Annotated in this window: 21 protein-coding genes; 9 read left to right on the top strand and 12 right to left on the bottom strand. The window is 70.9% G+C overall.

Going from position 1 to position 24,154, the window contains the following annotated elements; all coding sequences use genetic code 11:
* Positions 1–13: 13 nt before the first annotated feature.
* Together AB0I18_RS08350 and AB0I18_RS08345 are read right to left on the bottom strand one after the other, a co-directional pair.
* Positions 14–763 carry an ABC transporter permease gene (locus AB0I18_RS08350; RefSeq protein WP_363104600.1) on the bottom strand — a complete coding sequence of 250 codons (750 nt, stop codon included), beginning with the start codon at positions 761–763 and terminating at the stop codon, positions 14–16.
* Positions 764–770: 7 nt separating this feature from the next.
* Positions 771–1,553, bottom strand: a complete 783-nt coding sequence (locus AB0I18_RS08345) for an ATP-binding cassette domain-containing protein (RefSeq protein ID WP_363104599.1) — start codon at positions 1,551–1,553, stop codon at positions 771–773.
* A gap of 91 nt (positions 1,554–1,644) precedes the next feature.
* On the opposite strand from AB0I18_RS08345, the gene AB0I18_RS08340 reads away from it, so the two are divergent.
* The 4 genes from AB0I18_RS08340 to AB0I18_RS08325 all read left to right on the top strand — a co-directional run bounded on the left by AB0I18_RS08340 (position 1,645) and on the right by AB0I18_RS08325 (position 6,595).
* Positions 1,645–2,286, top strand: coding sequence for a TetR/AcrR family transcriptional regulator (locus AB0I18_RS08340; protein ID WP_363104598.1), 642 nt, complete (start codon positions 1,645–1,647; stop codon positions 2,284–2,286).
* 124 nt (positions 2,287–2,410) lie between these two features.
* The gene (locus tag AB0I18_RS08335; RefSeq protein ID WP_363104597.1) at positions 2,411–3,259 is read left to right on the top strand and encodes a 3-hydroxyacyl-CoA dehydrogenase family protein; all 849 of its coding nucleotides are present in this window, start codon (positions 2,411–2,413) and stop codon (positions 3,257–3,259) included.
* A 193-nt stretch (positions 3,260–3,452) separates the two neighbouring features.
* Complete coding sequence (locus AB0I18_RS08330) at positions 3,453–3,776, top strand: STAS domain-containing protein (protein WP_363104596.1); 324 nt, start codon at positions 3,453–3,455, stop codon at positions 3,774–3,776.
* A gap of 224 nt (positions 3,777–4,000) precedes the next feature.
* Positions 4,001–6,595: an ATP-binding protein gene (locus AB0I18_RS08325; protein WP_363104595.1), complete on the top strand. Its 2,595-nt coding sequence runs from the start codon at positions 4,001–4,003 to the stop codon at positions 6,593–6,595.
* A 98-nt stretch (positions 6,596–6,693) separates the two neighbouring features.
* On the opposite strand, the gene nucS is transcribed toward AB0I18_RS08325, so the two are convergent.
* Entirely contained in the window at positions 6,694–7,365 is a 672-nt protein-coding gene (gene nucS, locus AB0I18_RS08320) for an endonuclease NucS (RefSeq protein ID WP_363104594.1), read from the bottom strand.
* A 287-nt stretch (positions 7,366–7,652) separates the two neighbouring features.
* Here nucS and AB0I18_RS08315 point away from each other — a divergent pair, with 287 nt between their 5' ends.
* Positions 7,653–8,045: an SCO5389 family protein gene (locus AB0I18_RS08315; protein ID WP_363104593.1), complete on the top strand. Its 393-nt coding sequence runs from the start codon at positions 7,653–7,655 to the stop codon at positions 8,043–8,045.
* Between the two features lie 125 nt (positions 8,046–8,170).
* Here AB0I18_RS08315 and AB0I18_RS08310 read toward each other — a convergent pair whose 3' ends face one another.
* On the bottom strand, positions 8,171–9,199 hold the full coding sequence (locus AB0I18_RS08310; protein WP_363104592.1) for an LLM class flavin-dependent oxidoreductase: 1,029 nt from the start codon (positions 9,197–9,199) through the stop codon (positions 8,171–8,173).
* A gap of 218 nt (positions 9,200–9,417) precedes the next feature.
* Here AB0I18_RS08310 and AB0I18_RS08305 point away from each other — a divergent pair, with 218 nt between their 5' ends.
* On the top strand, positions 9,418–9,750 hold the full coding sequence (locus tag AB0I18_RS08305) for an ATP/GTP-binding protein (protein WP_363104591.1): 333 nt from the start codon (positions 9,418–9,420) through the stop codon (positions 9,748–9,750).
* Between the two features lie 29 nt (positions 9,751–9,779).
* Here AB0I18_RS08305 and AB0I18_RS08300 read toward each other — a convergent pair whose 3' ends face one another.
* From AB0I18_RS08300 to AB0I18_RS08290, 3 genes are all read right to left on the bottom strand, one after another.
* Positions 9,780–10,628 (bottom strand): ABC transporter permease, encoded by an 849-nt coding sequence (locus tag AB0I18_RS08300; RefSeq protein WP_363104590.1) that lies wholly within the window; start codon positions 10,626–10,628, stop codon positions 9,780–9,782.
* Positions 10,625–11,827: an ABC transporter ATP-binding protein gene (locus AB0I18_RS08295; RefSeq protein ID WP_363104589.1), complete on the bottom strand. Its 1,203-nt coding sequence runs from the start codon at positions 11,825–11,827 to the stop codon at positions 10,625–10,627. Before AB0I18_RS08295 ends, AB0I18_RS08300 begins: the two co-directional genes overlap by 4 nt.
* Before the next feature lie 112 nt (positions 11,828–11,939).
* Positions 11,940–12,839: a hypothetical protein gene (locus AB0I18_RS08290; RefSeq protein ID WP_363104588.1), complete on the bottom strand. Its 900-nt coding sequence runs from the start codon at positions 12,837–12,839 to the stop codon at positions 11,940–11,942.
* A gap of 169 nt (positions 12,840–13,008) precedes the next feature.
* Between AB0I18_RS08290 and AB0I18_RS08285 the strand changes: the two genes are divergently transcribed.
* Positions 13,009–13,995 carry a hypothetical protein gene (locus tag AB0I18_RS08285; protein ID WP_363104587.1) on the top strand — a complete coding sequence of 329 codons (987 nt, stop codon included), beginning with the start codon at positions 13,009–13,011 and terminating at the stop codon, positions 13,993–13,995.
* Here the strand turns inward: AB0I18_RS08285 and AB0I18_RS08280 are convergent.
* The 5 genes from AB0I18_RS08280 to mce form a co-directional block, all read right to left on the bottom strand.
* Positions 13,976–14,746 carry an ABC transporter permease gene (locus tag AB0I18_RS08280; RefSeq protein ID WP_363104586.1) on the bottom strand — a complete coding sequence of 257 codons (771 nt, stop codon included), beginning with the start codon at positions 14,744–14,746 and terminating at the stop codon, positions 13,976–13,978. The genes AB0I18_RS08285 and AB0I18_RS08280 overlap by 20 nt on opposite strands.
* Before the next feature lie 3 nt (positions 14,747–14,749).
* Positions 14,750–15,676, bottom strand: a complete 927-nt coding sequence (locus tag AB0I18_RS08275; RefSeq protein WP_363104585.1) for an ATP-binding cassette domain-containing protein — start codon at positions 15,674–15,676, stop codon at positions 14,750–14,752.
* A gap of 193 nt (positions 15,677–15,869) precedes the next feature.
* Entirely contained in the window at positions 15,870–16,805 is a 936-nt protein-coding gene (locus tag AB0I18_RS08270) for a cellulose-binding protein (protein ID WP_363104584.1), read from the bottom strand.
* Between the two features lie 191 nt (positions 16,806–16,996).
* A complete protein-coding gene (gene scy, locus AB0I18_RS08265; RefSeq protein WP_363104583.1) occupies positions 16,997–20,845 on the bottom strand; it encodes a polarized growth protein Scy in 3,849 nt (1,282 codons plus the stop codon).
* A 296-nt stretch (positions 20,846–21,141) separates the two neighbouring features.
* On the bottom strand, positions 21,142–21,582 hold the full coding sequence (gene mce / locus AB0I18_RS08260; RefSeq protein WP_363104582.1) for a methylmalonyl-CoA epimerase: 441 nt from the start codon (positions 21,580–21,582) through the stop codon (positions 21,142–21,144).
* 146 nt (positions 21,583–21,728) lie between these two features.
* Here mce and AB0I18_RS08255 point away from each other — a divergent pair, with 146 nt between their 5' ends.
* Positions 21,729–22,934: an acetyl-CoA C-acetyltransferase gene (locus AB0I18_RS08255; RefSeq protein ID WP_363104581.1), complete on the top strand. Its 1,206-nt coding sequence runs from the start codon at positions 21,729–21,731 to the stop codon at positions 22,932–22,934.
* Between the two features lie 51 nt (positions 22,935–22,985).
* Positions 22,986–23,942: a methylmalonyl Co-A mutase-associated GTPase MeaB gene (gene meaB / locus AB0I18_RS08250; RefSeq protein ID WP_363104580.1), complete on the top strand. Its 957-nt coding sequence runs from the start codon at positions 22,986–22,988 to the stop codon at positions 23,940–23,942.
* The last annotated feature ends 212 nt before the right edge of the window (positions 23,943–24,154 follow it).

Here is a 24,154-nt window from a genome sequence, read left to right as displayed (position 1 = left end):
GCGGCCAGCGTAGTTACGCCCCGGCCTTCCGGAAGACCCGTGTGCCCACTGTCACGGCGAGTCCCGCGAAACCGAGGGCCACCAGGACGCCGTACAGCATGGAGTCGGTCGCGTACGAGCCGACGTACGCGTCCCGCATCGCGTCCACCAGATAGCGGAACGGCATGAGGTGCGAGAGGACGTCCAGCCAGCCGGGGGCCAGCGTCATCGGCAGCATCAGGCCGGACAGCAGCATGGAGGGCATGCTCACGGCGTTGACCGCGGGGCCGAACGCCTGCGGCGAGGCGCTCCTCATGGCCAGCGCGTACGACAGCGAGGCCAGCGAGACGGTCAGCAGCGCGACGAACCCGAAGCCGATCAGGATGCCGGCGACCGGCGCGCGCAGGCCCATCACCAGGGCGGCCAGGACCAGCAGTACCGCCTGGAAGACGAAGACCGCCGCGTCGCGCAGCACCCGGCCGAGCAGCAGCGCGAGCCGGCTGACCGGGGTGACGCGCATCCGCTCCACGATCCCGGCGTTCTTCTCAAGGATGATCATGAACCCCGCGAACCCGGCCCCGAACAGACCGAGTTGGAGCAGCAGCCCGGGCACCAGGATCTGCCAGGAGCTGCCGCCCCCGCCCAGCGGCAGGTCGGTGAGCAGCGGGCCGAAGAAGAGCAGATACAGCAGCGGCATCAGCACGCCGAAGAGCATCGCGAATCTGGAGCGCAGGGTCTGGCGGGCGTAGCGCCCGAAGATCAGCGCGGTGTCGTGCAGAAGCATGGCGGTCCTAAACGGCAACGGGGGTGGAGTCGGCCGGGGCGGGGCCGCGGCCGGTGATGGCGAGGAACGTGTCCTGGAGCGTGGCGTCGATGGAGCCGCCGTACTCGAGCTTGAGCGCGCCCGGCGTGCCCTCGGCCACGACGACGCCCTTGTCGACGATCACGAGCCGGTCGGCGAGGGCGTCCGCCTCGTCCAGGTAGTGCGTGGTGAGGAAGACGGTCGTGCCGTGTTCGTCGCGCAGCCGTCGCACGAGGTCCCAGAGGTCCGCGCGGCTCGCCGGGTCGAGCCCGGTCGTCGGCTCGTCGAGGAAGAGCACCTGCGGGCGGTGCGTGAGGCCGAGCGCGATGTCGAGCCGGCGCCGCTGGCCGCCGGAGAGCGCCGCCGTCTTCCGGTCGAGGAGGCCGGTCAGGTCCAGGTCGCGGGCCAATTCCTCGGCGCGCTCGACCGCCTGCTCCTTCGTCAGGCGGTAGAGCCGTCCCTGGGTGACCAGTTCCTCGCGTACGGAGATCTGGGGGTCGACGCCGCCCGACTGGGCGACATAGCCGCACGCGCGGCGGACGCCCGCCGGGTCGGTGGCCAGGTCGTGGCCCGCGACGGTGGCGGCGCCGCCGGTGGGGGCGAGCAGGGTCGTGAGCATCCGGAGGGTGGTCGTCTTGCCCGCTCCGTTCGGGCCGAGGAAGCCGAGGATCTCGCCCGGCTGAACGGTGAGGTCGATGCCGCGCACCGCCTCCACGGGGCCGTGCTTGGTCTGGAAGGTCCGGGCCAGTCCGGCCGTACTGATGATTGCCATGCGTCCAAGAAAAACAGAGTCACTTAAATTTTGCAATGCCACCAAAATTTGAGGGAGCCCAGGAATCCTTGATCCGGCCTACGATGAGTCCATGGCAGAGGGGCTCAGGGAGCGGAAGAAGCGCGAGACCAGGCAGCGCATCTCGGACATCGCCACGGGGCTGTTCCTGGAGCACGGCTTCGTGACGGTGACGATCGCCGACATCGCGGAGGCGGCCGACGTCTCCGTGAACACCGTGTACAACTACTTCCCGGCCAAGGAGGACCTCTTCTTCGACCGCAGCAAGGGAGTCGTCGGCCGGCTCTCGCGCTGGGTGCGCGGCCGGGGCGAGGGCGAGTCGGCGGCCGCCGCCGTCCTGCGCGAGCTGCGCGAGGAGGTCGAGGCGGTCTCGCCCCGGGTCGGGCTGATGGAGGGGTACGACCGGTTCATGCGCGTCATCCACGGCGCGCCCGCCCTCCGGTCCCATCTGTGGAGCCTCCAGCAGGAGGTCCACGACGACCTGGAGGAGACCCTGCGCAAGGACACGGGCGCGGCCCCCGGTGATCCGCTGCCGGGTCTGATGGCCGGCCAGATCGGCTGGATCCACCAGACGGTCATGGCCACCGTCGGCCGCGAGATGGTCGCCAGACGCAATCCGGACGAAGTGTCGCGCGAGGTGCTGGTGCTGCTCGACGAGATGGAGGACCTGTTGAGCGAAAAGGTGCTCAACTACGCGGTCCGGGGCGCGCGGTGAGCCATCCGGTGTGATGTCCGTCCTATGGCACGTGACGCGCATTACTTACCGGTCACACAGCCCCTCACGAGCGCTAGGGTCCGCCGGAGAGGCAACATAAACAGTGTGTTAGGGGAGTCGGACAGTGGCACGGAAGCTTGCCGTCATCGGCGCCGGACTCATGGGGTCCGGTATCGCCCAGGTCTCAGCGCAGGCCGGGTGGGACGTCGTCCTGCGGGATGTCACCGATGAGGCGCTGACCCGTGGCACCGACGGCATCAAGGCCTCGTACGACAGGTTCGTGAGCAAGGGGAAGCTGGACGGGGGCGCGGCCGAAGAGGCGCTGGGCCGCATCACCACGACCACCGACCTGGACGCGGTCGCCGACGCCGACATCGTCGTCGAGGCCGTGTTCGAGAAGCTGGAAGTCAAGCACGAGATCTTCCGCGCGCTCGACAAGCTGGTGAAGGACGAGGCCGTACTCGCCTCCAACACCTCCGCCATCCCGATCACCAAGATCGCGGCGGCCACCGAGCGCCCGGAGCGGGTCGTCGGCGTCCACTTCTTCTCACCGGTCCCGATGATGCAGCTGTGCGAACTGGTGCGCGGCTACAAGACGAGCGACGAAACGCTCGCCACCGCACGGGAGTTCGCCGAATCGGTCGGCAAGACCTGCATCGTCGTCAACCGCGACGTGGCCGGCTTCGTGACCACCCGGCTCATCTCGGCGCTGGTCGTCGAGGCGGCCAAGCTGTACGAGTCCGGCGTGGCCACCGCCGAGGACATCGACCTCGCCTGCAAGCTGGGCTTCGGCCACGCCATGGGGCCGCTCGCCACCGCGGACCTGACGGGCGTCGACATCCTCCTGCACGCGACGAGCAACATCTACACGGAATCCCAGGACGAGAAGTTCGCCCCTCCGGAGCTGATGCGCCGGATGGTTGACGCCGGTGACATCGGGCGCAAGAGCGGGCAGGGCTTCTACACGTACTGATTCACGCTGGTGCACGCACTGACTCCGCGGTGATCTTTACCGCTCACTCCTCAGAGTGAATTCGGTATCGGTTCGCTTACAGAGGGCAACTTCTGCCCCCGTACGGCAGTCAGTCCTGGCAACACAGGATCAGTTCTGGCAGCACAGGACACGAGAAGAAGCTGAGCACGAAACGCACTCTCGGGGAGCGCATATGCACATCAGGGGCGACCACGCCGAGCTGGTCGTCGGGGGCCGCCTCGACGTCGTCAGCGCGGCGGACGCCCGTACGGTCCTGCACTCGGCCGTCGACGACGGAGCCGGCGACCTGGTGCTCGACCTGTCAGAGCTGGACTCCTGGGATGCCACCGGACTCGGTGTCATCATGGGGGCCCACCGGCGGGCGGGGCGGTGCGGCCGGAGGCTTGTGCTGCGCGGCGTCCCGCCGCAGATGCAGCGCCTGTTGGTGGCGACCCGGCTCCACCGCATCCTGGCGATCGAGGGCGGTATCGGGGTGGATTCACTGCCGCGGGTGTAATGGGCCGCCCCGCTTGTAGGGACAGCTCGCACAATCCTCACGAAGCTGTGACGTCTCGGACGGCGCGGTACCCCGTGTGTTCGTAGATACTGTGCGAAGGTTTAGGGTTCGGCTGCCCACTGATCGACGAACCCGTCAGCGGGCGCCGGACCAGAAGCGACAGCGCGGTGTGCGGTACGGCCGGGAGGGGCTCGGCACACGACGCTTTTGGGGGGCTTGGACCTATGGACCCGATGAACCGGGGACCCGAAGAGTACGGCCATGACGACGGCTCGGCGCCTCGGCAGCGTCCGCCGCGTGATCCGCTGACGCACGCCCTGGGGGGAAACTCCCAGCACACGCCGGCACCGGCCCGCACCGTCCAACTCGTGTCGGGCGACCATCTGCTCACCGTCAACCCCGTCGACGGCAGCGAGATCGAGCGCTGCCCACCGGGCGAGCGGCCGCCGCGGCCCACGAGGTTCGGCGCCGACGAACGTACCGAGCTGGCCCACGCGGCACGGCCGCCCGTACCACCCGGGCCCGCACTGCCCAGGCTGCCGCTGCTGGAGCGCCAGGAAGAGCGTGAGCGGCTTGTACGCCTGCTCGCGCGCGGGCGTTCCGTACGGCTCACCGGGCCCTCGGGTTCGGGCCGCACCGCGCTCCTGGACGCCGTCGCGGACGACTGCGCGGACCTGGCGCCCGACGGCGTCGTACGCCTCAGCGGCCACCACCGCACCGTGGACGACGTGCTGCACGATCTCCTCGCCGCCGTCTACAAGTCAGCGCTCTACCGACCGGAACAGGACGAACTGCTCGCCCTCGTCCACGACATCGGCGCGGTCGTCGTCCTCGACGACGTGGAGTTCGGCGCCGGCGCGCTCGACGAGCTGCTCGACGCCACACCCGAGTGCGCCTTCCTGATCGCCGCGACGCCCGACATCGCCGCGCCGTCCACCGACTCGCTCCTCGAAGAGGTCTTCCTCGGCGGTCTTGGCCGCGGCGGTGGTCTCGAACTCCTGGAGCGCGCCGTCGGACGCGTCCTGACCGAGGACGAGGCGAACTGGGCGGGCGACCTCTGGTTCGAGTCCGAGGGACTGCCGCTGCGCTTCGTGCAGGCCGGCGCGCTCCTTCGGCAGCGCGACCAGCTTCGCGCCGACCCGAACGCCTTCGACGAGTTCGGCTACTACGAGGACGCGCCCATAGACGCGCCCTTCGACGCCGAGGACGGCCACGACGTACCGCTGCCCTCGCTCGCCGAGGGGGCCGCGCCCGCCGCGCTGCTCGCCTCCCGGCTCAGCGAGTCGGCGCGCGCCACGCTGCGCTTCGCGGTCGCGCTGGGCGGCGAGGTGCCGCACCAGGCGCATCTGCCCGCGCTGATCGGCGACACGCACGCGGACGCGGCGCTCGCCGAGCTGGTCGGCTGCGCGCTCGTCACCCCGGTCGGCTCGCACTACCGGCTCGCGGCCGGTGTGCAGACCCAGCTGGAGGCCGTCGGGTACGCGTCCGACACCGAGGACCGGGCGCGCACCGCCGCGGAGCACTACGCCTGGTGGGCCGCGCATCCGTCGGTCACCCCGGAGCGGGTCGCCGCCGAGGCGGACGCAGTGCTCGCGGCGCTGGCCGCCCTGGTGCCGGTCACCGTGCCGCTGGACGAGGCCGAGGACGCCGAGGACGACGAGAGTGCCACCGCCGTACGGCTGGCGCGGGCGGCCGCGCCGGCGTTCGCCGCGGGGCTGCACTGGAGTGCCTGGGAGCGCGCGCTGCGGGCCGGCAGCGAGGCGGCCCGGCTCGCCGGCGAGGTCTCGGATCAGGCCTATTTCCACCACGAGTTGGGCATCCTCGCGCTCTGCGGCGGACAGCTCGACCGGGCCCGCGCCGAACTGGAGGCCTCCATCGGGCTGCGCGGCGCCCTCGCCGACAAGCGCGGCACCGTCGCGGGCCGCCGGGCCCTCGCACTGGTCGCGGACCGCGACGGCAGCACGCCGCCGGTCGGGATCGGTTCGACGGCGGGCGAGGAGGTGCCCGACGCGCGGTACGAGGAGTCGGCGTCGCCGCCCGGTGGCGTACCGGCCCCGTTCCCGCCGGTCTCCTCGCTCCAGCAGCCCGGCGAGCCCGCCACGTTGATCACCAACCGGAGCGGGTCCGCCTCCTCGGCGAAGCCCGGCCGGGTCCAGGGCCTGGTCAACGGCACCCGGCGCAATCTGGTGGCCGCGGGCGCGGGAGCGCTCCTGGCCGCCGTGCTCGGCACGGTGGTGACGCTCGGCGCGACCTCGAACCCCGACGACCCGTCGGACAAGGTCGGCGTCAACCCGTCGGCCAGCGCGGGCGAGGACGGCAGCGGCCTCGGCGCGGACCGGCCGCAGCGTGACGACGGCAGCAGCGGTGATTCGGACTCGACGGCCCGTCCGACGGACCCGGGGGAGGACGGGATCGTGGGTACCTCGGACGACCCGACGCCGACTTCGAGCACGGAGCCGTCGGACGACCCGAGCGGGTCGAAGGAGCCGAGCGATCCGGCCACGTCCACGTCGAAGCCGCCGTCCTCGTCCAAGCCGCCGACCACCAGCAGGCCGCCGTCCTCGTCGAGGCCGCCGACCAGTACGTCGCCGTCTCCCTCGCCGACACCGACACCGACGGAGACGGAACCCACCGGGGAGCCGACGGAACCTTCGTCCCCTCCGCCGGAGGACTCGACCTCGGCCAGCGGGCCGGCCAGCAGTGCCCCGCAGTCCAGCCCGGCCGAGAGCGGCGGTTCCACGACCGCGAGCGGCCCGGCGAGCAGCGCGCCGCAGTCGCCGACCGGCTCCGGTACGGGGACGGGCACGACCAGCGCGTAGTCGGTGCTCTGAGCGGCCGGCCAGGACAGCCTCGTACGGCATGACGGTGGGCCGGGACCTTGCGAGAGGTCCCGGCCCACCGTCACGTGGTCATGCCGTCAGAACAGCCGGAGCTTGTCGTCCTCGATGCCGCGCAGGGCGTTGTAGTCGAGGACCGTGCAGCCGATGCCGCGGTCCGTCGCCAGCACACGGGCCTGCGGCTTGATCTCCTGGGCCGCGAAGATGCCGCGTACCGGTGCGAGGTGCGGGTCGCGGTTCAACAGATCCAGGTAGCGGGTGAGTTGCTCCACGCCGTCGATCTCGCCGCGCCGCTTGATCTCCACGGCGACCGTCCCGCCGTCGGCGTCGCGGCACAGGATGTCGACCGGGCCGATGGCCGTCATGTACTCGCGGCGGATCAGCGTGTAGCCGTCGCCGAGGGTCTCGATGCGGTCGGCGAGGAGCTCCTGGAGGTGTGCCTCCACGCCGTCCTTGATCAGGCCGGGGTCCACGCCGAGCTCGTGCGAGGAGTCGTGCAGGACCTCCTCCATCGTGATGATGAGCTTCTCGCCCGCCTTGTTGATGACGGTCCAGATGCCTTCGTCCTCCCCCGAGCCCTCCTTCAACGTGCAGGGCGGCGACATCCAGTTGAGGGGCTTGTAGGCCCGGTCGTCCGCATGGATCGAGACACTGCCGTCCGCCTTCACCAGGATGAGGCGGGGAGCCGACGGGAGATGGGCGGTGAGCCGGCCCGCGTAGTCAACGGAGCAGCGGGCAATGACGAGACGCATGGTCGGCAACGCTACTCGACCGGCACGGTTCCACGCGATTCGGCCCGGGATCCCCTCAACCGGAGTCCTTCGGGTCGCCCCTGTTTCCCCGGATAAGCCCTGTTCAAAAGTGGCCGGTTGTGAGCAGGTTGAGTCCTCACGGAGTTCCCAATGTCCTGGTGCGGGCACGAACAGTTGCTTACCGTATAAACGGGAGGTCGCGAAGCGTGTACTCAGCGTGTTCGGTACCGCGCTCTCCCGCCCTGTCCGTCAACCCCCTCCCCCGAGGGGGTGCGAGAGGAGAACCCATGTCGCTGGACGTCTCACCGGCCCTACTCGAACAGGCCGAGCGAGGCGAGGTCGACGAAGCGGAATTCGTCGACTGCGTCCGGACCTCCCTGCCCTACGCCTGGGAGATGGTCAGCTCCCTGGTGGCTCAGCTGAAGGTCGACGGCGGCAACTTCGCCGACAACCAGACGCCGCCGCCGGACGAGCAGGCGCGTGGCCAACTGCTGCGTGCGCTCGCGAGTGACGCGATACGCGGTGCGCTGCAGCGGCACTTCGGAGTGCGGCTGGCCTTCCAGAACTGCCACCGGGTGGCGGTGTTCCCGCTGGACGGTTCGGTGGACGACACGCTGGCCCGTTTCACCTCGGTGCGCAGTCAGCTGCTCAACCAGTCACCGGAGTTCCGGGACTGCTGAGCAGCGGTGCCGCACTGCTTGCCGCTCCGTACGCGGGAGGTGCATCTGTACGGGGCGGCAAGCTCCCCGCGTCCGGGGCCGGTTCGGCCCGGGCGCAAGCCCCGCTCAGTCAGGGCGCGACCCGCTCACCGCAGGCGTGGCAGTACTTCGCCCCCCAGCCGCCGTACGTTCTCCTCCGTCGCCGCCAGATCTCCGGAGCCCTCCACCAGGAGGGCGAAGCGGGTGATCCCCGTACGCTCCGAGGTCGCCGCGAGGCGGTCGGCGCACAGGCGTGGCGTGCCCACCGGGTGGAGCCCGCAGAGGAGTTCGGTGTAGGCCAGCGGATCCCGCATCGAGCGCGCGCGGCCGTCCACCGTCACATGGGCGTCGAGCCCCTGCCGCAGCCAGCCCGGCATGGCCTTGAGGAGCGTCTCGACGGCCTCGGTGCGCCGGTCCGCGATCTGTGCGATACCGGCCGAGACATGGGCGGCGCCCGCGATCTCCTCGGGCGAGTACCCGGCGGCTCGCGCGTGCGTACGCCACAGCGCGACCATCTCGGCCTTCTCCTCGTCCCCCACATGCATGCCGAGGAGCATCGCAAGGCCGCGCTCGGCGGCCATCCGGACACTCGCCGGCGAGGTGCAGGCGACGACGACCTCGGGCCCCGCACTGTCCGTCAGGGCCTCCGACGGCCGGGGGACGACCGCCACCTCACGGAAGCCGAAGCGCTCCGAGCCGCCCGCGACGGACGGTTCGCGCAGCCAGCGCACCAGCAGATCGAGTGATTCCGGGAACCCCGTCTCGTACGCCTCCAGACCCGACCCGAAGACCTCCAGGTCGACCCACGGCCCGCCGCGCCCCACCCCGAGCGAGAAGCGTCCGCCGGACGTCACGTGCAGCAGCGCGGCCTGCTCGCCGAGCGCCACCGGGTGGACGGTGGGCAGCACGCTGACCGCCGTGCCGACGCGGATGCGGCGGGTGCGGCCGAGCAGTAACGCGGCGAGTGTGACGGCCGACGGGCAGGTCCCGTACGGCACGAAGTGGTGCTCGGCCAGCCAGACCGCGTCGAGGCCCGCCTCCTCGGCGACCTCCGCGGACCGCACCGCGCGATGCAGTGCCTCCCCCTGGCCCTGTCCCGGGAACTGGGCCGCCAGTACAAAACTTCCTACGCGCATGGCACTCCTGCCTCCTTGGTGCCGACGCGGCTCCCCGTCCCGCATAACTGTCTGACACGTGCCAAAGACACGGCTTGGCAGAGAGATTGGCGGATTGTCTGCAGAATGAGCCGGCCGTGCGGGGGTTCTGTGGGGGTCGGCACAGGACGCGTACCCGGGGGCGCGCCGCGTAGGCTTAACGCGGCCCGTGCTCCCTGTATAGCTCCGTGAGGTGTCCTGTGTCCCCGCGTCGCAACCGTCCCAAGGACGCCGGCAGCTCCGGCCCGAGCGCGGACGGAGATCCCGCCGACCGCTACGGGGGCTGGCAGTCCCTGGAGAGCTGGCAGGGCGAGGCGTGGAGCGTGCGCCATGTCGCGGGCGCGAGCGCACAGGGCAAGACATACCGCTGCCCGGGCTGCGACCAGCAGATCCCCTCCGGCGTTCCGCATGTGGTCGCCTGGCCCGAGCACTCCGGCGTGGACGAGCGGCGGCACTGGCACAAGGCCTGCTGGAACGCGAAGGACCGCCGCACCACGCGGGTGCAGCGGTCCCGGAACGCGCCACGGTTCTGAGCTCCTGAACCGAATCCGGCTCCCCGCGCCTACACGTCCCGCCTCTCCAGCAGGGCGTAGGCCCCGGCGATCGCCGCGGCGGTCAGGCCGGCGAGCAGGGCGAGCTGAGGGCCGCCGCCCCCGGTCTCGTTGTCCAGCTGGAAGATCCGGGCGAGCGCGTTGGGAGCGTTGTACTCCATCATCTTCTCGCCGATGGGGCGCATGCTCTCGGAGATCATCAGGAACGCGGGCATGATCGCGGGCACCAGCACCACACCGAGCATCGCGGTGATCGCACCCGCCGAGTGCCGCAGCATCGAGCCGACGGCGAGCGCGAGCACACCGAGCAGCGACACGTACAGCGCGCCCATCACGACGGTCCCGGCCCAGCCGACGTCGGACGCCCCGCTGTGCATCCCCGACGTGACGAGGCCGACGAACCCGATGGCGAAGGCCGACACGGTGAACGCGACCGTGAAGAAGACCATCAGCTTGGCGGTGAGCACCCGGTAGCGCTGCGGCGACGCCGTGAACGTCGTACGGATCATGCCCGTGCCGTACTCGGACGAGATGACCAGCACGCCCAGCGTGATCAGGCAGATCTGCCCGAGGATCAGTCCGAAGAAGGCCGGCAGGGTGAACGGGACGTCGACGTAGTCGGCGTCGTTCGTCTGGGCGGCGACCAGGAGACCGATGCCGACGACCAGCAGCAGGAAGATGCCGAGCGTCCACATCGTGGAGCGCAGCGACTTGATCTTCGTCCACTCGGAGGTGAGCGCGTGGCCGAGGTGGGTGCGCGTGATGGGGATCGGCGAGGTGTACGAGGTGCCGGGCGCCGCCTGCCAGTTGGGGGCAGGGGCGGCCTGCTGCTGCATCTGGTGCTGGGGCGGCGTGCTCATCGGGCGTCCTCGGGCTTGGTCAGGTCGGGGGCGGCGGCGGGCGGGGCCGACGCGGCCTGGGCGTACGGGTTCGGCTGGCCGGCGGGCGGTGCGGGGGCGGCCGGGGCGCCGTACGGGCCCGCGGGCGGCTGCGGCTGTCCCTGCGGCATCGTGAAGGGCTGCCCGCCCTGCTGGGGCGGCGGCGGGGCGTACCAGCCCGGCTGGCCCTGACCCGGCACCGGCATCTGCTGCGGCGGCATCATGCCCGGCGGCAGCTCCGGCTGGAGACCCGCGCGCTGGTCGGTGGTGGAGCGGTAGTCGACGGCGCCCTGCGTCATCCGCATGTACGCCTCCTCCAGCGAGGCCTGGTGCGGGGAGAGCTCCCACAGGCGTACGTCCGCGCCGTGCGCGAGGTCGCTGATGCGCGGCAGCGGCAGGCCCATGACACGCAGCGCGCCGTCCTGCTCGGGCAGCACCTGGCCGCCCGCCTCGGTCAGCGCGGCCGTCAGCTTCTCGCGCTGCTGCGGCTCGGTCTCCGGGGTGCGGACCCGGGCGAAGTCCGCCGAGTTGTGCGAGATGAAGTCCCGCACGCTCATGTCGGCGAGCAGCTGACCGCGGCCGATCACCACGAGGTGGTCGGCGGTGACGGCCATCTCGCTCATCAGGTGGGAGGAGACGAAGACGGTCCGGCCCTCCGCGGCCAGCGACTTCATCAGGTTCCGCACCCACAGGATGCCCTCGGGGTCGAGACCGTTGATCGGCTCGTCGAAGAGCAGCACCTGCGGGTCGCCGAGCAGCGCGGCCGCGATGCCGAGCCGCTGGCCCATGCCGAGCGAGAAGCCCTTGGAGCGCTTGCGTGCCACGTCCTGGAGCCCGACGACACCCAGCACCTCGTCCACTCTTCGGGCCGGGATGCCCGACAGCTGCGCGAGGCACAGGAGGTGGTTGCGGGCGTGCCGGCCGCCGTGCACGGCCTTGGCGTCGAGCAGCGCACCGACCTGGCGGGGGGCGTTGGGCAGCTTGCGGTACGGATAGCCGCCGATCGTCACCTGCCCGGAGCTGGGGTTGTCGAGCCCGAGGATCATGCGCATCGTCGTCGACTTGCCGGAACCGTTGGGCCCGAGGAAGCCGGTGACGGCACCCGGCCGCACCTGGAAGGAAAGGTTGTACACGGCCGTCTTGGCGCCATAGCGCTTCGTCAGGCCGACTGCCTCGATCATGCTCCGCACCCATCGAAAGGTTCAGGACGTCGGGGCACACGCCCCCGTAAGGGTTAGGAGGATATCGGGGAGCTGACGGTTCCCTTCAAGACTGAGCAAAAAACCGCGGGTCTCAAGGGCGGGTGGGGAGTGCGGGGAGCGAGTCGTCGAGCGGGGGCAGGTCGTCGTAGAGCCGCAGCACGGGGGAGTCGTCGACGTACGGCAGGAATTCCGTCTGGGGCAGTACCCAGCCCTCCTGGCCGAAGATCAGCGTGCCCTGTTCGCGCAGGTCCCGGTCGGCGCCGGCCCGCAGCACCCAGGTGGCCGGATCGGGGCCGAGCAGGTCCCGCAGCCGGGGTGACGCGGCGAGGAGCGTGGCCAGCAGCGCGGACTGGTCGCCGCCGCCCGGGCGGGGCAGGCCGGTGGCCGGGTCGGCGAGCACGCCGTGCGCGCTGAAGTAGATGTACGCGCCGCCGAGCCGCTCGCCTGACGGCATCGTCATCCCGAACTCGTCGCCCGGGAGTATCGCCCGCCGGTAGTCCGGGAACTCGGTGTCGTCGACCGCCTTGAGCTGCGTCGAGTCCAGCCAGGCGACGACGAGCGTGGTCTCCGCGGCCCGGTCGACGTACGGCGTCCCCGCCACGTAACCCGCCGGGCTGATGTGCCCGGAGCAGCCGACCCCGATACCGCGCACCCGCACCGGCACCATCGGCACCGTCGCCGGGATGCCGAGCCGGGTGAGCTTGTGCGCGACCTGACCGGGCGAGGCGTTGGAGCCGACGGAGATGACCGGGTGGCGCCGGCCGGTGACCACCTGGCCGAGCCCGGCGAGGGCCTCGTCGAGCCGCTGCTGCTCCTGCCGCTCCTCCACGTACCACTCGCCCAGGCGCAGCGGCCGTACGTCGAGCTGGAGCAGTTCGTCACCGGTGAGCAGGGAGGGCTCCGGGGTGGGGCGGCCCGGATACGTCAGAGGTGCCTTGGCGGGCACGTCGTCCAGGCCAAGGGCCGCGAGGCTTCGGTCCTTCGTGGTCACGGTGACGCCCTTCGGAGGTGGTCGCGCGATACGGGCAGAGCCTTCCACACGAGGTGTACCCGGCACGGGCCGAACCTCGCATGCCGGATGCGGTTGGCCGCGGCGGCCGGCGGGCAGAATGCCGTCTCATTGTACGAGCACTGGGGAACTCGGTTACGGGGGAGACGAGTTGAGCACACGGTGGCGAGCGGGGCGGCCCGGCGGGCACCCCCGCTTCCGTACGTCCGTTCGCTGGTGGATCGCGGGCCGGACCGTCCACGCACTGCTGCTGATGACGCTCGGCGCGCTGGCCGCGCTCTCCGTCGCCGTCGCGACGGTGTGGACGCTGACCGAGCACTCGCCGCGGTCGATGGGGGAGCGGTTCTCCGACCGGGAGCGGCTGGTCGCCCTCAGCCTCACGGCGCTGCGGGCCTGCGTCGGCGCGGGCGACCTGGCACCCGAGCAGGACAGCACCGCGCACCAGGTGCTCGCCACGGTCGCCTCGGTCACCGGCTCGCTGGTACCCGCGGTACTCCTCGGCATCGTACTGATCAAGATGTTCGCGCTGCGGCCCTTCGTCTGGCGGCAGCGGGCGAGCGTCTCGCAGGCCTGGACCGCGGACTTCCCGGGCTACTCGCGCCTGCACGCCGACAGCGATCACGCGATCATCGCCGTCCGCTTCTACAACCGCTTCGACAACCTCTCGGTCGTCGACCTGCGGGCCCGCGCCCATCTGCGCTACCTGGAACGCTCGCCCCACGACGGCAGCCTGGTGATCTACAAGCAGTGGCTCAAGGTCCTGGACGCGCAGGGGGACCCGGCCGACGAGCGGTCCTGGCTGGCGGTCGAGCGCGGAGCGCCGTTCACCGTGTGGATACCGGTCGAGGCGCCGGTGCCCGAGCTGCCCTTCCGGCACATCCAGGGCAAGGACCTGTCGGGCTCGCACGGGGTGAAGCTGCTCGTCCGGCTGACGGCGCGGACCGTGGGTCTGGGCACCGAGGTCGCGGACGAGCGGTGGTTCGACCTTTCGGCGGGCGACTTCGAGCTCGGCCGCTTCGTCCCCCTGGAGCCCGACCTGAACAAGGACGTGTGGCGGTGGCGCGGGTGGTCGGGCTTCGACGGCCTGATGCCGCCCCCGCCGCCGGACGACCCGGAACCTACGCGTCCCGCCGCTTGAGCAGCGCGTACCCGCCGAGCAGCGCCACCAGCACCCACAGCACCATGATCCCGAGGCCGCCCCAGGGCCCGTACGGGGTGTCGTCGTCGACCGGTGTCACCACCTGCATGATCCTGCTGCCGGCCTGGTCGGGCAGGTAGCGGCCGATCTTCTCGGTCGCGGAGACATTGCCCAGGATGTTGGAGATCAGGAAGAAGAACGGCATCAGGATGCCGAGGGAGAGCATCGGGCTGCGCAGCATCGTCGCGACACCCATCGAGAAGACGGCGATGAGGGTCATGTAGACGCCGCCGCCGATGACCGCGCGCAGGACGCCCGGGTCGCCGATGGACACCTTGTGGGAGCCGAGCATGGCCTGCCCGAGGAAGAAGGCCACGAAACTGGTGACGAGAGCGACGACGAAGGCAAGCCCGGTCGCCACCGCGACCTTGCTGAACAGGAAGGTGCCGCGCTGCGGGACGGCGGAGAGCGAGGTGCGGATCATGCCGGTGCTGTACTCGTTCGAGACGACGAGCACGCCGAACACGATCATCGCCAGCTGACCGAGGCTCATGCCCGCGAAGCTGATGAACGTCGGGTCGAAGGAGAGCTTGTCGTTCCTGCTCATATTGTCGAACTCGTTCTTCGACAGGGCCGAGATCAGCATGCCGAGGGCGATGGTGACGACCACCGCGAGCCCGAGCGTCCACACCGTGGACGCCACTGACCGGATCTTGGTCCACTCGGACCGGACGACCTGGGTCGCTGCCATGGTTCAGCCCTTCCCCGCCGGTGTGTCCGAGTGCGCGTGGTACTCCACCGACTCCGCCGTCAGCTGCATGAACGCCTCCTCAAGCGAGGCCTGCTGGGGACTCAGCTCATGCAGGACGAGCTGGTGCTGCGCGGCCAGCTCACCGAGGCGCTCCGGTTTCTCGCCGTCCACCTCGACCGTCCCGTCCGCCGTCTCGACGGCGGCGATCCCGGCCCCGTGCAGCACGTCGAGCAGCCCCTCGCGCTGCGGGGAGCGGAGCCGGACGTACGAGCGCGAGTTCCGCTGGATGAAGTCGGCCATGGACGTGTCGGCCAGCAGCCGGCCCTGGCCGATCACCACGAGATGGTCGGCGGTCAGCGCCATCTCGCTCATCAGGTGCGAGGAGACGAAGACCGTACGTCCCTGGGCCGCGAGGGACTTCATCAGATTCCGGATCCAGTGGATGCCCTCGGGGTCGAGCCCGTTGACCGGCTCGTCGAACATCAGGATCCGCGGATCACCGAGCAGCGCACCCGCGATACCGAGCCGCTGGCCCATCCCGAGCGAGAACCCCTTCGCCTTCTTGCGCGCCACCGGCGTCAGACCGACCGTGTCGAGCACCTCGTGCACCCGGCTCTTCGGGATGCCGTTGCTCTGCGCGAGGCACAGGAGGTGGTTGAAGGCGCTACGGCCACCGTGCATGGCCTTGGCGTCGAGCAGCGCGCCGATGTACGTCAACGGGTCCCTGAGCCGGTCGTAGTGCCGCCCGTCGATCCGCACGTCCCCCGCGGTCGGCCGGTCGAGCCCCAGCATCATCCGCATGGTCGTGGACTTCCCGGCCCCGTTCGGCCCCAGAAACCCCGTAACGATCCCCGGCCGCACGGCAAACGTCAGCCGATTAACCGCCATCTTCTCCCCGTACCGCTTGCTCAGCCCTTCAATCTCGATCATGCGGTCACGCTAAAACGCAACGAAGCCCCCTGCCACTTCAAGGCAGAGGGCTCCGTCAGCGCCCCGTAAGGGTCGCGGGGCTGTGTCAATTTGCGGCTCCGCCGCGCGGGCGCGACCAGCCACGGGCCCCTTAAGGGGCGCGGGGAACTGCGCGACCAGCCACAACGGCCCCGCAGATCCCCACAACCCGCACTTACCGAGACTGCTGCGCCGGCACACCACGCGAGATCGGCTCATCTTCAGCGGGCGTACCGGCGGCAGCGACAGCCGCCCCAGTCAGCGTCGCCAACATCTCGCGCACATTCGTCAGCTGCGCGTTGATCGAGTCGCGACGGTTGGTCAGCGCCGCCAGCTCGCGCTCGGACTCGGAACGAATCCGGTCCGCCTTGGCGTTCGCGTCGGCCACGATGTCCTCGGCCTGGCGCTGAGCCGTCTCGACCGTCTGACGGGCGCGACGCTCCGCGTCCGTACGCAGCTTCTCGGCCTCCAGGCGGAGCTGCTCCGCGCGGTGCTCGATCTCCGCGAGGCGCTTCTCGGCCTTGGCCTGACGCGAGGCCAGGTCGCGCTCGGACTGCTCGCGGCGCTTGGCGAGGTTCGTCTCGAAGTCGGCGGCGGCCTGAGCGGCCTTCGCGCGGGTCTCCTCGAAGAGGGCGTCCGCCTCCTCACGCTTGGACTGCGCGTCCTTCGTCGCCTCCTGGCGCAGCTGAGAGGCGTCGCTCTTGGCCTTCTCGACGATCCGGACGCCCTCGTCCTCCGCCTTGGCCTTGCGGTCCGCAGCGAACGATTCTGCGTCGTTACGCACCTGCTGGGCCGCCGACTCGGCGAGCTCACGGTGCTGTTCGGCCGCGCGACGGGCCTCCTCGCGCAGGTCCTTGGCCTCCTCCTCGGCGAGGCGGAGGATCTTCTCGACGCGCGCGCCGAGACCCGCGTACGACGGTTCTGCGTCGCTGACCTGGGCCTGGGCGTTCTGCGTTTCGAGATGGAGCTCCTCGATGCGCTTTTCCAGGGCGGTGATACGGGCCAGAGCGCTGTCACGGTCGGAGACGAGCTTCGAGATGCGTTCGTCCACCTGAGCGCGGTCGTACCCACGCCGCACAAGCTCGAAGCCGTAGGGGGAAGTGTCGCTCATGGGGTTCCTGTCGAATGAGACCGGTGAGGTGATAGGGGAATCCTAGGGGTCAAGGCGGCGTGTCATCGAGCAGAAGCCCGATTGATCTGGAGAATGACACCCTTTTTGATGGCTAACTGCCGGAGCGCTTGCCAGAGACTTTGCTGAAGCTCCACTTGAAGTCCCTGACAAGCACGGAAGTTGTACTTTGGCTAGCCCTCCGACGGCTTGCCACCCGATCGAGTCGCACCGGCCGCAGCGCCCGCCTTGACGCCACCGTCCTTCGCGCTCGACGGGGCCTCAAAGGACTCCAACGCCTCAAGTACGTCCTGGACACGGGAAATCTCGGCATTGATGTCCTCGCGGCGGCGGAGCAGCACTTCGAGTTCGCGCTTGCCCTCCTCGACCGCCGCCCGCGCCTCGCGCACCGCCTCGGTTCTGATCTCCTCGGCCTCGGCGATGAGCGCGGCCTTCTTCTGCTCGGCTTCCTTGAGAAGGCCCTCCGCCTTGCGCACGGCGGCGATACGGACCTTGCTCGCTTCGGAACTGGCCTCCGCGACCAGGTCCTTGGCCTTCGCCTCGGCTTCCCGCAGCTGGTCCTCGGCCGCCTTGATCAGCGCGTCGCAGCGGTCGCCCGCCGCCTTCATCGTCTCGGCGGACTCGCGGCGGGCCCGCTCGTGCAGCTCCTCGATCTCACCGGTGATCCGGTCGCGCAGCTCCTCCGCGCGCTCCCTTATCGCCGTGGCGTCCCGGCGCGCGCCGACCAGCAGCTCGTCCGCGTCCGTACGGGCCCGCTCCACCAGGGAGTTGCCCTCGACGGTCGCCTCGGAGACCAGCCGCTCGGCCTCGTTGCGAGCCGCGCCGACCATGGTGTCGGCCTGGCCCTCGGCGTCCGCGGTGGTCTTGTGCGCGGTCTCCTGCGCCTCCGTCATCAGCTTGTCGGCCTCGGAAGCGGTCTCCGTGATCAGCTTGTCGACCTGCTCGGCCGCCTCGGAGCGACGCTTGTTGGCCTCCTTGCGGGCCTCGTCAAGCGTGTTGTCGGCCTCGTCGCGCGCGTTCGACATGAGCCGGTCGGCCTCCGCCGCCGCCTCGGCCTTGACGCGCGCCGCCTCGGTACGGGTCCGCTCGGCATGCTGCTGCGCGGAGCCGACCGTCTCGGCGGCCTCGGCACGCAGCCGCTCCGCGTCGCCCGTCGCGTCCGAGATCAGCTTCTCGGCCTTCGCCACGGACTCGGAACGGACCCGCTCCGCCTCCGCGTTGGTCTCCGCGGTGAGCCGCTCCGCCTCGGACCTCGACTCGGTGATGAGGGTGTCCGCCTGCGTCGCCGCGTCCGACCGGATGCGGTTGGCGTCCTCGCGGGCCTCGGCCCGGCTGCGCGACGCGTCCTGCTCGGCCGACGCGATGGTCTCCGACGCCTCCGTACGGGCCCGCTGGGCGTACTCGGAGGCGTCCGAGCGCAGCCGCTCCGACTCGGCGATCGCCTCCGAGACCGTGCGCTCCGCGAGGGCCTTGGCGGCCTCCGACTCCTCCCGCGCCTCACGCCGGACCCGGTTGCCGTCCTCGGTGGCCCGCTCCCGCTCCGCGTACGCGTCGGCGCGGACCCGGTCCGCCTCCTCCTGCGCCTCGGTACGGGTGCGCTCCGCCACGTGCTCGGCGGTGCTGCGCAGCCCCGCGATCTCGTCCTGGGCCTGCTCGTGCAGCCCCGCCACCGAGTCGCGTACCTGCTGGGCGGTCTGCTCGGCGGCCGACACCATCTCGGTCGCCCGGCGGTCCGCCTCCTCGACCAGCCGTACGGCCTCGGTCTGCGCCTCCTCCACGCGGTTGCGCGCCGAGGCCAGCAGCTCCTCGCTCTGCTCGCGCGCCCGCTCCCGCTCCTGGCCGGCCTCCTGCCGTGCGGCGCCGAGGAGTTCCTCGGCCTCGCGGCGGCGCCTGGCGGCCTCCTCCTGGGCGGCGGACAGCGCCTCGGCGGCCTCCGTGGCCAGCCGCTCGGCGGCGGCCTGCGCCTCCGCCCGTACGCGGTCGGCGGTGTCCTGTGCCTCCGACTTCAGCCGCTCGGCCTCCGCCGCGGCCTCCGAACGCAGCCGTACGGCGACGGACTCGCCCTCGGCCCGCGAGGTGGACGCGTCCGCGGCGGCCTCGTTACGAAGCCGCTCCGCCTCCGCCTCGGCCTGCGCCTGCAGCGTACGGATCCGCTCGGCGGCCTCGCCGCGCAGCCGGTCGTTCTCCTCGGCGGCCTCGCGACGCAGCCGCTCGGCCTCCGCGCGTGCGTCGGTCAGCGCCTGCTCGGCGGCGGCGACGCGCTCCTCGGCCTCCGTGTGCAGCCGGGCCAGGTCCTGCGCGGCCTCGGCGTGCCGGGCCTCTATGGCCCGCTCGGTCTCCTCGTGCAGTTCCCTGGCGGCCCGCTCGGCCTCCGTCTTGATGCTCTCGGACTGCTCGACGGCCTCCGCGCGGTGCCGCTCGGCCTCGGTGCGGGTGCGCTCCAGGGTCTCCTCGGCCTGGCGGCGCAGCGTCGTGGCGCGCTCGATGGCCTCGGTGCGCAGCCGCTGGCTCTCGGTCGTCGCGTTGGAGCGCAGCTCGTCCGCGTCGGCCTTGGCCTTCGCGAGCAGCTCCTCGGCGGTCTTGGCCGCCTCCTCGATCTGCTGGACGGCCTCGCGCCGGGCCTCGGAGCGGAGCTGCTCGCCCTCGGCGACCGCGTCCGCACGCAGCTGCTCGGCCTCGCCGCGCAGCCGGCGCGCCTCCTCCTGCAGCTCGACCGTCTTGGCGCGGTAGTCCTTGGTGTCGTCCTTCGCCGCGCCCTTGAGCCCCTCGGCGATGTCGTGCGCCTGGGCGCGCAGCCGGTCCGCCTCGGCCTCCGCCTCGGAGCGGATCCGCTCGGCCTCCTCGGCCGCCGCCTTGGTGGTCGTCTTGGCTTCCTCGGACGCCTTGTTCAGGACGTCCTCGGCCGTCCGAGCCGCCTTGGCGAGCTGGGACGCGGTCTCCTCGGCGGTGAGGCTGCGGGCGTTCTCCTCGGCCTCCGCGACGATCTTCTCGGCCTTCGCGCGGGCGTCCGCGACGACCTGGTCGGCCTCGGCCTTGGTGGTCTCGGCCTCCTTGGTGGCCTCGCCGACCAGCCGGGCGACCTGCTCCTTGGCCGTACGGGTGCGCTGCTCGTTCGCCGACTCCGCGCCGGCCAGGGCCTTGGCGGCGGCCTCCTTGGCCTCGGCGAGGACCTTCTCCGCCTCGGCCCGCGCCTCGCGCAGCGCGGTCTCGGCCTCGCTGACGCGCTGCTCGGCGGCCCGGCTCAGCTCGGTGGCCTGACGGCGCGCACTGTCCGTGTCGGTCGCGGTCGAGCTGCGCAGCTGCTCGGCGTGGTCGGTGGCCTCCTGGGCCTGCGTGGACGCCGCGTTCAGCAGCCGCTCGGCGTCGGTACGGGCCCGGCGCAGCAGCGCCTCGGCCTCCGAACGCGCCTGCTCGGCATCGCTCTGCAGTCGCTGACGGGCCTCCGAGGTGACCCGCTCGGCCTCCGCGCGGGCGGCGGCCAGGGCCTGCTCGGCCTCGCCCCGCGACTCGTCGAGGAGCCGGCGGGCCTGCTGCTCGCTGCGGGCGCGCAGCTGCTCGGCCCACGCTACGTTCTCGTTGACGTGCGACTCGACGTTCTGCCGGCGCTCCGACAGCTCCTGGTCGAGCTGCTGGCGGCGGGTGACCGCCTCCTGGTGCAGCTCCGCCTGGAGGCGGGCGGCCTGCTCGGCGTGCTCCTGGAGGATCCGCTGCGTCTGCGCGCGGGCCTGGCTCAGCTCCCGCTCCGCGTCCTGGCGCAGCTGGTCCGCCTGGATCTGCGCGTTACGGAGCAGCTGCTCGGCCTGATAGCCCATGTCGGCGCTGTCGTAGGCAGGCCGGGTCGCCAGATTGCGCCGCGCCTCATGCAGCTTGGCGCGCAGCACCTCGACTTGATAGCCGAGATCCTCGGCGTGCTGGACGGCCTTCTCCCGCTCGGTCTTCAGCCGTTCCATCTCGGCCTCGAACCGAGAGAGGTGGTCGACGTCAGCCGCCGGCTCTCGCTCCTGGCGTTCGTAGCCCCGCACTGCGCGGTCCCATCCGTCCCCTGGTCGCAAGTCACTCCAAACGAGCTCCGTCCATCCGCCGAACGGGGCCCCCGGGGAATGGTGTCAGATCAATGGCGGAGCATGGGCTGCTGCCCCGACGCTCGTCCCCCGAAACCTGGACCCCGGCCCTCGGATCCTGACGAAGAGGACCCGGACCGCCCCGAAGAAGCGACGGCCGTCCCCAACCCTACCGGGCCGCCTCCTTCCGTCGTCCTGGCCAACCGGCTTTTCCGGCTGGCGGCTCCGGAGGCCCGATGGAATATGGAATACGGAGGTCAGTGCTCAGGTGACTCAACGGGCGCCGAAGTGACCAGTTCCGTCAGGACGCCATGGCAGTCCTTCGGGTGCAGGAAGGTGATCCTGGAACCCATCGATCCCCTGCGCGGCTCGTCGTACAGCACCCGTACGCCCTTGTCCCCGATGTCCGCCCCGTCCGCGTCGACGTCCGCCGTGCCGAAGGCGATGTGGTGCACGCCCTCACCGTTCTTGGCCAGCCACTTTCCGACGGCCGAGTCCTCGCGGGTGGGTTCGAGGAGCTGCAGGTAGGAGGCGCCACCGTCGGACGTCTCGTTGATCTTGAGCATGGCCTCGCGTACGCCCTGCTCCTCGTTGACCTCGGAGTGGTACACCTCGAAGCCGTACGTCGCACGATAGAACTCGACGGTCCTGTCGAGGTCGAAACAGGCGATCCCGATGTGGTCGATTCGCGTCAGCATGCTGTTAGTGCAGCGCTCCGGAGGCGGTTACGCAACGTGCGCGCGATCACACGCCACGCCGGATGACGAGTGGCGTACCGCTCAGTACATTCAAGTAAACCCTCGTTCACTCCTCAGCTGTGCAAGCTGGAAGGGGATCGCTCCTCATGTCGTCTGGAACGAACAGCACCACCTCCGTCATCGTCGCGGGTGCCCGCACTCCGATGGGACGGCTGCTCGGCTCCCTGAAGTCCTTCTCCGGGGCCGACCTCGGTGGTTTCGCGATCAAGGCCGCCCTCGACCGTGCGGGTATCGGTGGCGACCAGGTTCAGTACGTGATCATGGGGCAGGTGCTCCAGGCCGGGGCAGGGCAGATCCCGGCACGTCAGGCCGCCGTCAAGGCGGGCATCCCGATGAGCGTCCCGGCGCTCACGATCAACAAGGTCTGTCTCTCGGGGCTCGACGCCATCGCCCTCGCGGACCAGCTCATTCGCGCCGGCGAGTTCGAGATCGTGGTCGCCGGCGGCCAGGAGTCCATGACCAACGCACCCCATCTGCTGCCGAAGTCCCGTGAGGGCTACAAGTACGGCGCGATCGAGATGCTCGACGCGATGGCGCACGACGGACTGACGGACGCCTTCGAGAACATCGCCATGGGCGAGTCGACCGAGAAGCACAACACGCGCCTCGGAATCCTCCGGCCCGAGCAGGACGAGATCTCCGCCCTGTCGCACCAGCGGGCCGCCGCCGCGCAGAAGAACGGGACCTTCGAGGCCGAGATCACCCCGGTTGAGATTCCGCAGCGCCGCGGCGAGCCCGTCGTCTTCAGCGAGGACGAGGGCATCCGCGGCGAGACGACCGCCGAGTCGCTGGGCAAACTGCGGCCCGCGTTCACTAAGGACGGCACGATCACCGCCGGCTCCGCCTCGCAGATCTCCGACGGCGCGGCCGCCGTGGTCGTCATGAGCAAGGCCAAGGCGCTGGAGCTCGGCCTGGAGTGGATCGCGGAGATCGGGGCGCACGGAAATGTCGCCGGGCCCGACAACTCTCTCCAGTCGCAGCCCTCGAACGCCATTCAGCACGCGCTGAAGAAGGAGGGCCTGAGCGTCGGAGATCTTGACCTGATCGAGATCAACGAGGCCTTCGCGGCCGTCGCCGTCCAGTCAATGAAGGACCTCGGCGTATCCACGGAAAAGGTGAACGTCAACGGCGGCGCGATCGCCCTCGGCCACCCGATCGGCATGTCCGGCGCCCGCCTCGTACTGCACCTCGCCCTCGAACTGAAGCGGCGGGGCGGTGGCGTGGGTGCCGCCGCGCTGTGCGGTGGCGGTGGGCAGGGTGACGCGCTGATCGTGCGGGTACCCAAGGCCTGACGCGGTTTTCTTCACGCCCTACTGCCGGTGATCTACCGAACGGAGTTGTCGATGCAGGACGTCGCCTCGCTGGTGGCCCAGGCCAGGGAAGGCCGGCCGCGGGCCGTGGCCCGGCTGATCTCCCTGGTGGAGGGGGCGTCCCCGCAACTCCGCGAGGTCATGGCCGCGCTGGCCCCGCTGGCGGGGAACGCGTACGTCGTGGGGCTCACCGGCTCGCCCGGCGTGGGCAAGTCGACGTCCACGACGGCGCTCGTCAGCGCGTACCGGCGACAGGGCAAGCGAGTCGGCGTCCTCGCCGTCGACCCGTCCTCGCCGTTCTCCGGCGGGGCGCTGCTCGGTGACCGGGTACGGATGTCGGAGCACGCGTCGGACCCCGGTGTGTACATCCGCTCCATGGCCACGCGCGGGCACCTCGGCGGACTCGCCTGGGCCGCGCCCCAGGCGATCCGGGTGCTGGACGCGGCCGGCTGCGATGTCGTGCTCGTCGAGACCGTGGGCGTCGGGCAGTCCGAGGTCGAGATCGCCTCGCAGGCGGACACGTCCGTGGTGCTCCTCGCGCCAGGCATGGGCGACGGGATCCAGGCCGCCAAGGCCGGAATCCTGGAGATCGGTGACGTGTACGTCGTCAACAAGGCCGACCGGGACGGCGCGGACGCGACGGCTCGCGAGCTCAACCACATGCTGGGCCTCGGCGAGTCCCGTGGGCCCGGTGACTGGCGGCCGCCGATCGTGAAGACCGTCGCGGCGCGGGGTGAGGGCATCGACGAGGTGGTCGAGGCGCTGGAGAAGCACCGGGCGTGGATGGAGGAGCGGGGGGTGCTTGCCGAGCGGCGGCTCGTCCGGGCCTCTCGGGAGGTCGAGACGATCGCCGTCACGGCACTCCGGGAGCGGATCGGGGACCTGCACGGTGACCGGCGGCTCAGCGCCTTGGCCGAGCGGATCGTGGCGGGGGAGCTGGATCCCTACCGGGCGGCGGACTCGCTGGTGGCGGGATTGACGGAGGCCTGAGCCCGAGGGGGTGCGCTGTCGGGTGCGGGTGAGTGGGGGCTGGTCGCGCCCCGCGGCGGAGCCGCAGATGTCACAGCCCCGCGCCCCTGAAAAGCGGGGCTGCGCCCCTGCTTTTCCCCTCAGTCCCTTCACCTCTCAGCCCCGTCCCGCACCAACTCAGCCCGTCCGGCGTTTGAGGACGAGGCCGTTCAGGCCGATAGCGGGGGTCTGGG

The organism is Streptomyces sp. NPDC050704, assembly GCF_040654355.1.
Lineage (GTDB): Bacteria > Actinomycetota > Actinomycetes > Streptomycetales > Streptomycetaceae > Streptomyces.
Note: the sequence above shows the minus strand (reverse complement) of the source record. Positions and strands in the feature narration are given on the sequence as shown.

Excerpts from the sequence above, each read along its gene's own strand:
- AB0I18_RS08350 (WP_363104600.1), bottom strand. The coding sequence starts at position 763 with ATGCTTCTGCACGACACCGCGCTGATCTTCGGGCGCTACGCCCGCCAG.
- AB0I18_RS08345 (WP_363104599.1), bottom strand. The coding sequence starts at position 1,553 with ATGGCAATCATCAGTACGGCCGGACTGGCCCGGACCTTCCAGACCAAG.
- AB0I18_RS08340 (WP_363104598.1), top strand. The coding sequence starts at position 1,645 with ATGGCAGAGGGGCTCAGGGAGCGGAAGAAGCGCGAGACCAGGCAGCGC.
- AB0I18_RS08330 (WP_363104596.1), top strand. The coding sequence starts at position 3,453 with ATGCACATCAGGGGCGACCACGCCGAGCTGGTCGTCGGGGGCCGCCTC.
- AB0I18_RS08325 (WP_363104595.1), top strand. The coding sequence starts at position 4,001 with ATGGACCCGATGAACCGGGGACCCGAAGAGTACGGCCATGACGACGGC.
- nucS (WP_363104594.1), bottom strand. The coding sequence starts at position 7,365 with ATGCGTCTCGTCATTGCCCGCTGCTCCGTTGACTACGCGGGCCGGCTC.
- AB0I18_RS08315 (WP_363104593.1), top strand. The coding sequence starts at position 7,653 with ATGTCGCTGGACGTCTCACCGGCCCTACTCGAACAGGCCGAGCGAGGC.
- AB0I18_RS08310 (WP_363104592.1), bottom strand. The coding sequence starts at position 9,199 with ATGCGCGTAGGAAGTTTTGTACTGGCGGCCCAGTTCCCGGGACAGGGC.
- AB0I18_RS08300 (WP_363104590.1), bottom strand. The coding sequence starts at position 10,628 with ATGAGCACGCCGCCCCAGCACCAGATGCAGCAGCAGGCCGCCCCTGCC.
- AB0I18_RS08295 (WP_363104589.1), bottom strand. The coding sequence starts at position 11,827 with ATGATCGAGGCAGTCGGCCTGACGAAGCGCTATGGCGCCAAGACGGCC.
- AB0I18_RS08280 (WP_363104586.1), bottom strand. The coding sequence starts at position 14,746 with ATGGCAGCGACCCAGGTCGTCCGGTCCGAGTGGACCAAGATCCGGTCA.
- AB0I18_RS08275 (WP_363104585.1), bottom strand. The coding sequence starts at position 15,676 with ATGATCGAGATTGAAGGGCTGAGCAAGCGGTACGGGGAGAAGATGGCG.
- AB0I18_RS08270 (WP_363104584.1), bottom strand. The coding sequence starts at position 16,805 with ATGAGCGACACTTCCCCCTACGGCTTCGAGCTTGTGCGGCGTGGGTAC.
- mce (WP_363104582.1), bottom strand. The coding sequence starts at position 21,582 with ATGCTGACGCGAATCGACCACATCGGGATCGCCTGTTTCGACCTCGAC.
- AB0I18_RS08255 (WP_363104581.1), top strand. The coding sequence starts at position 21,729 with ATGTCGTCTGGAACGAACAGCACCACCTCCGTCATCGTCGCGGGTGCC.
- meaB (WP_363104580.1), top strand. The coding sequence starts at position 22,986 with ATGCAGGACGTCGCCTCGCTGGTGGCCCAGGCCAGGGAAGGCCGGCCG.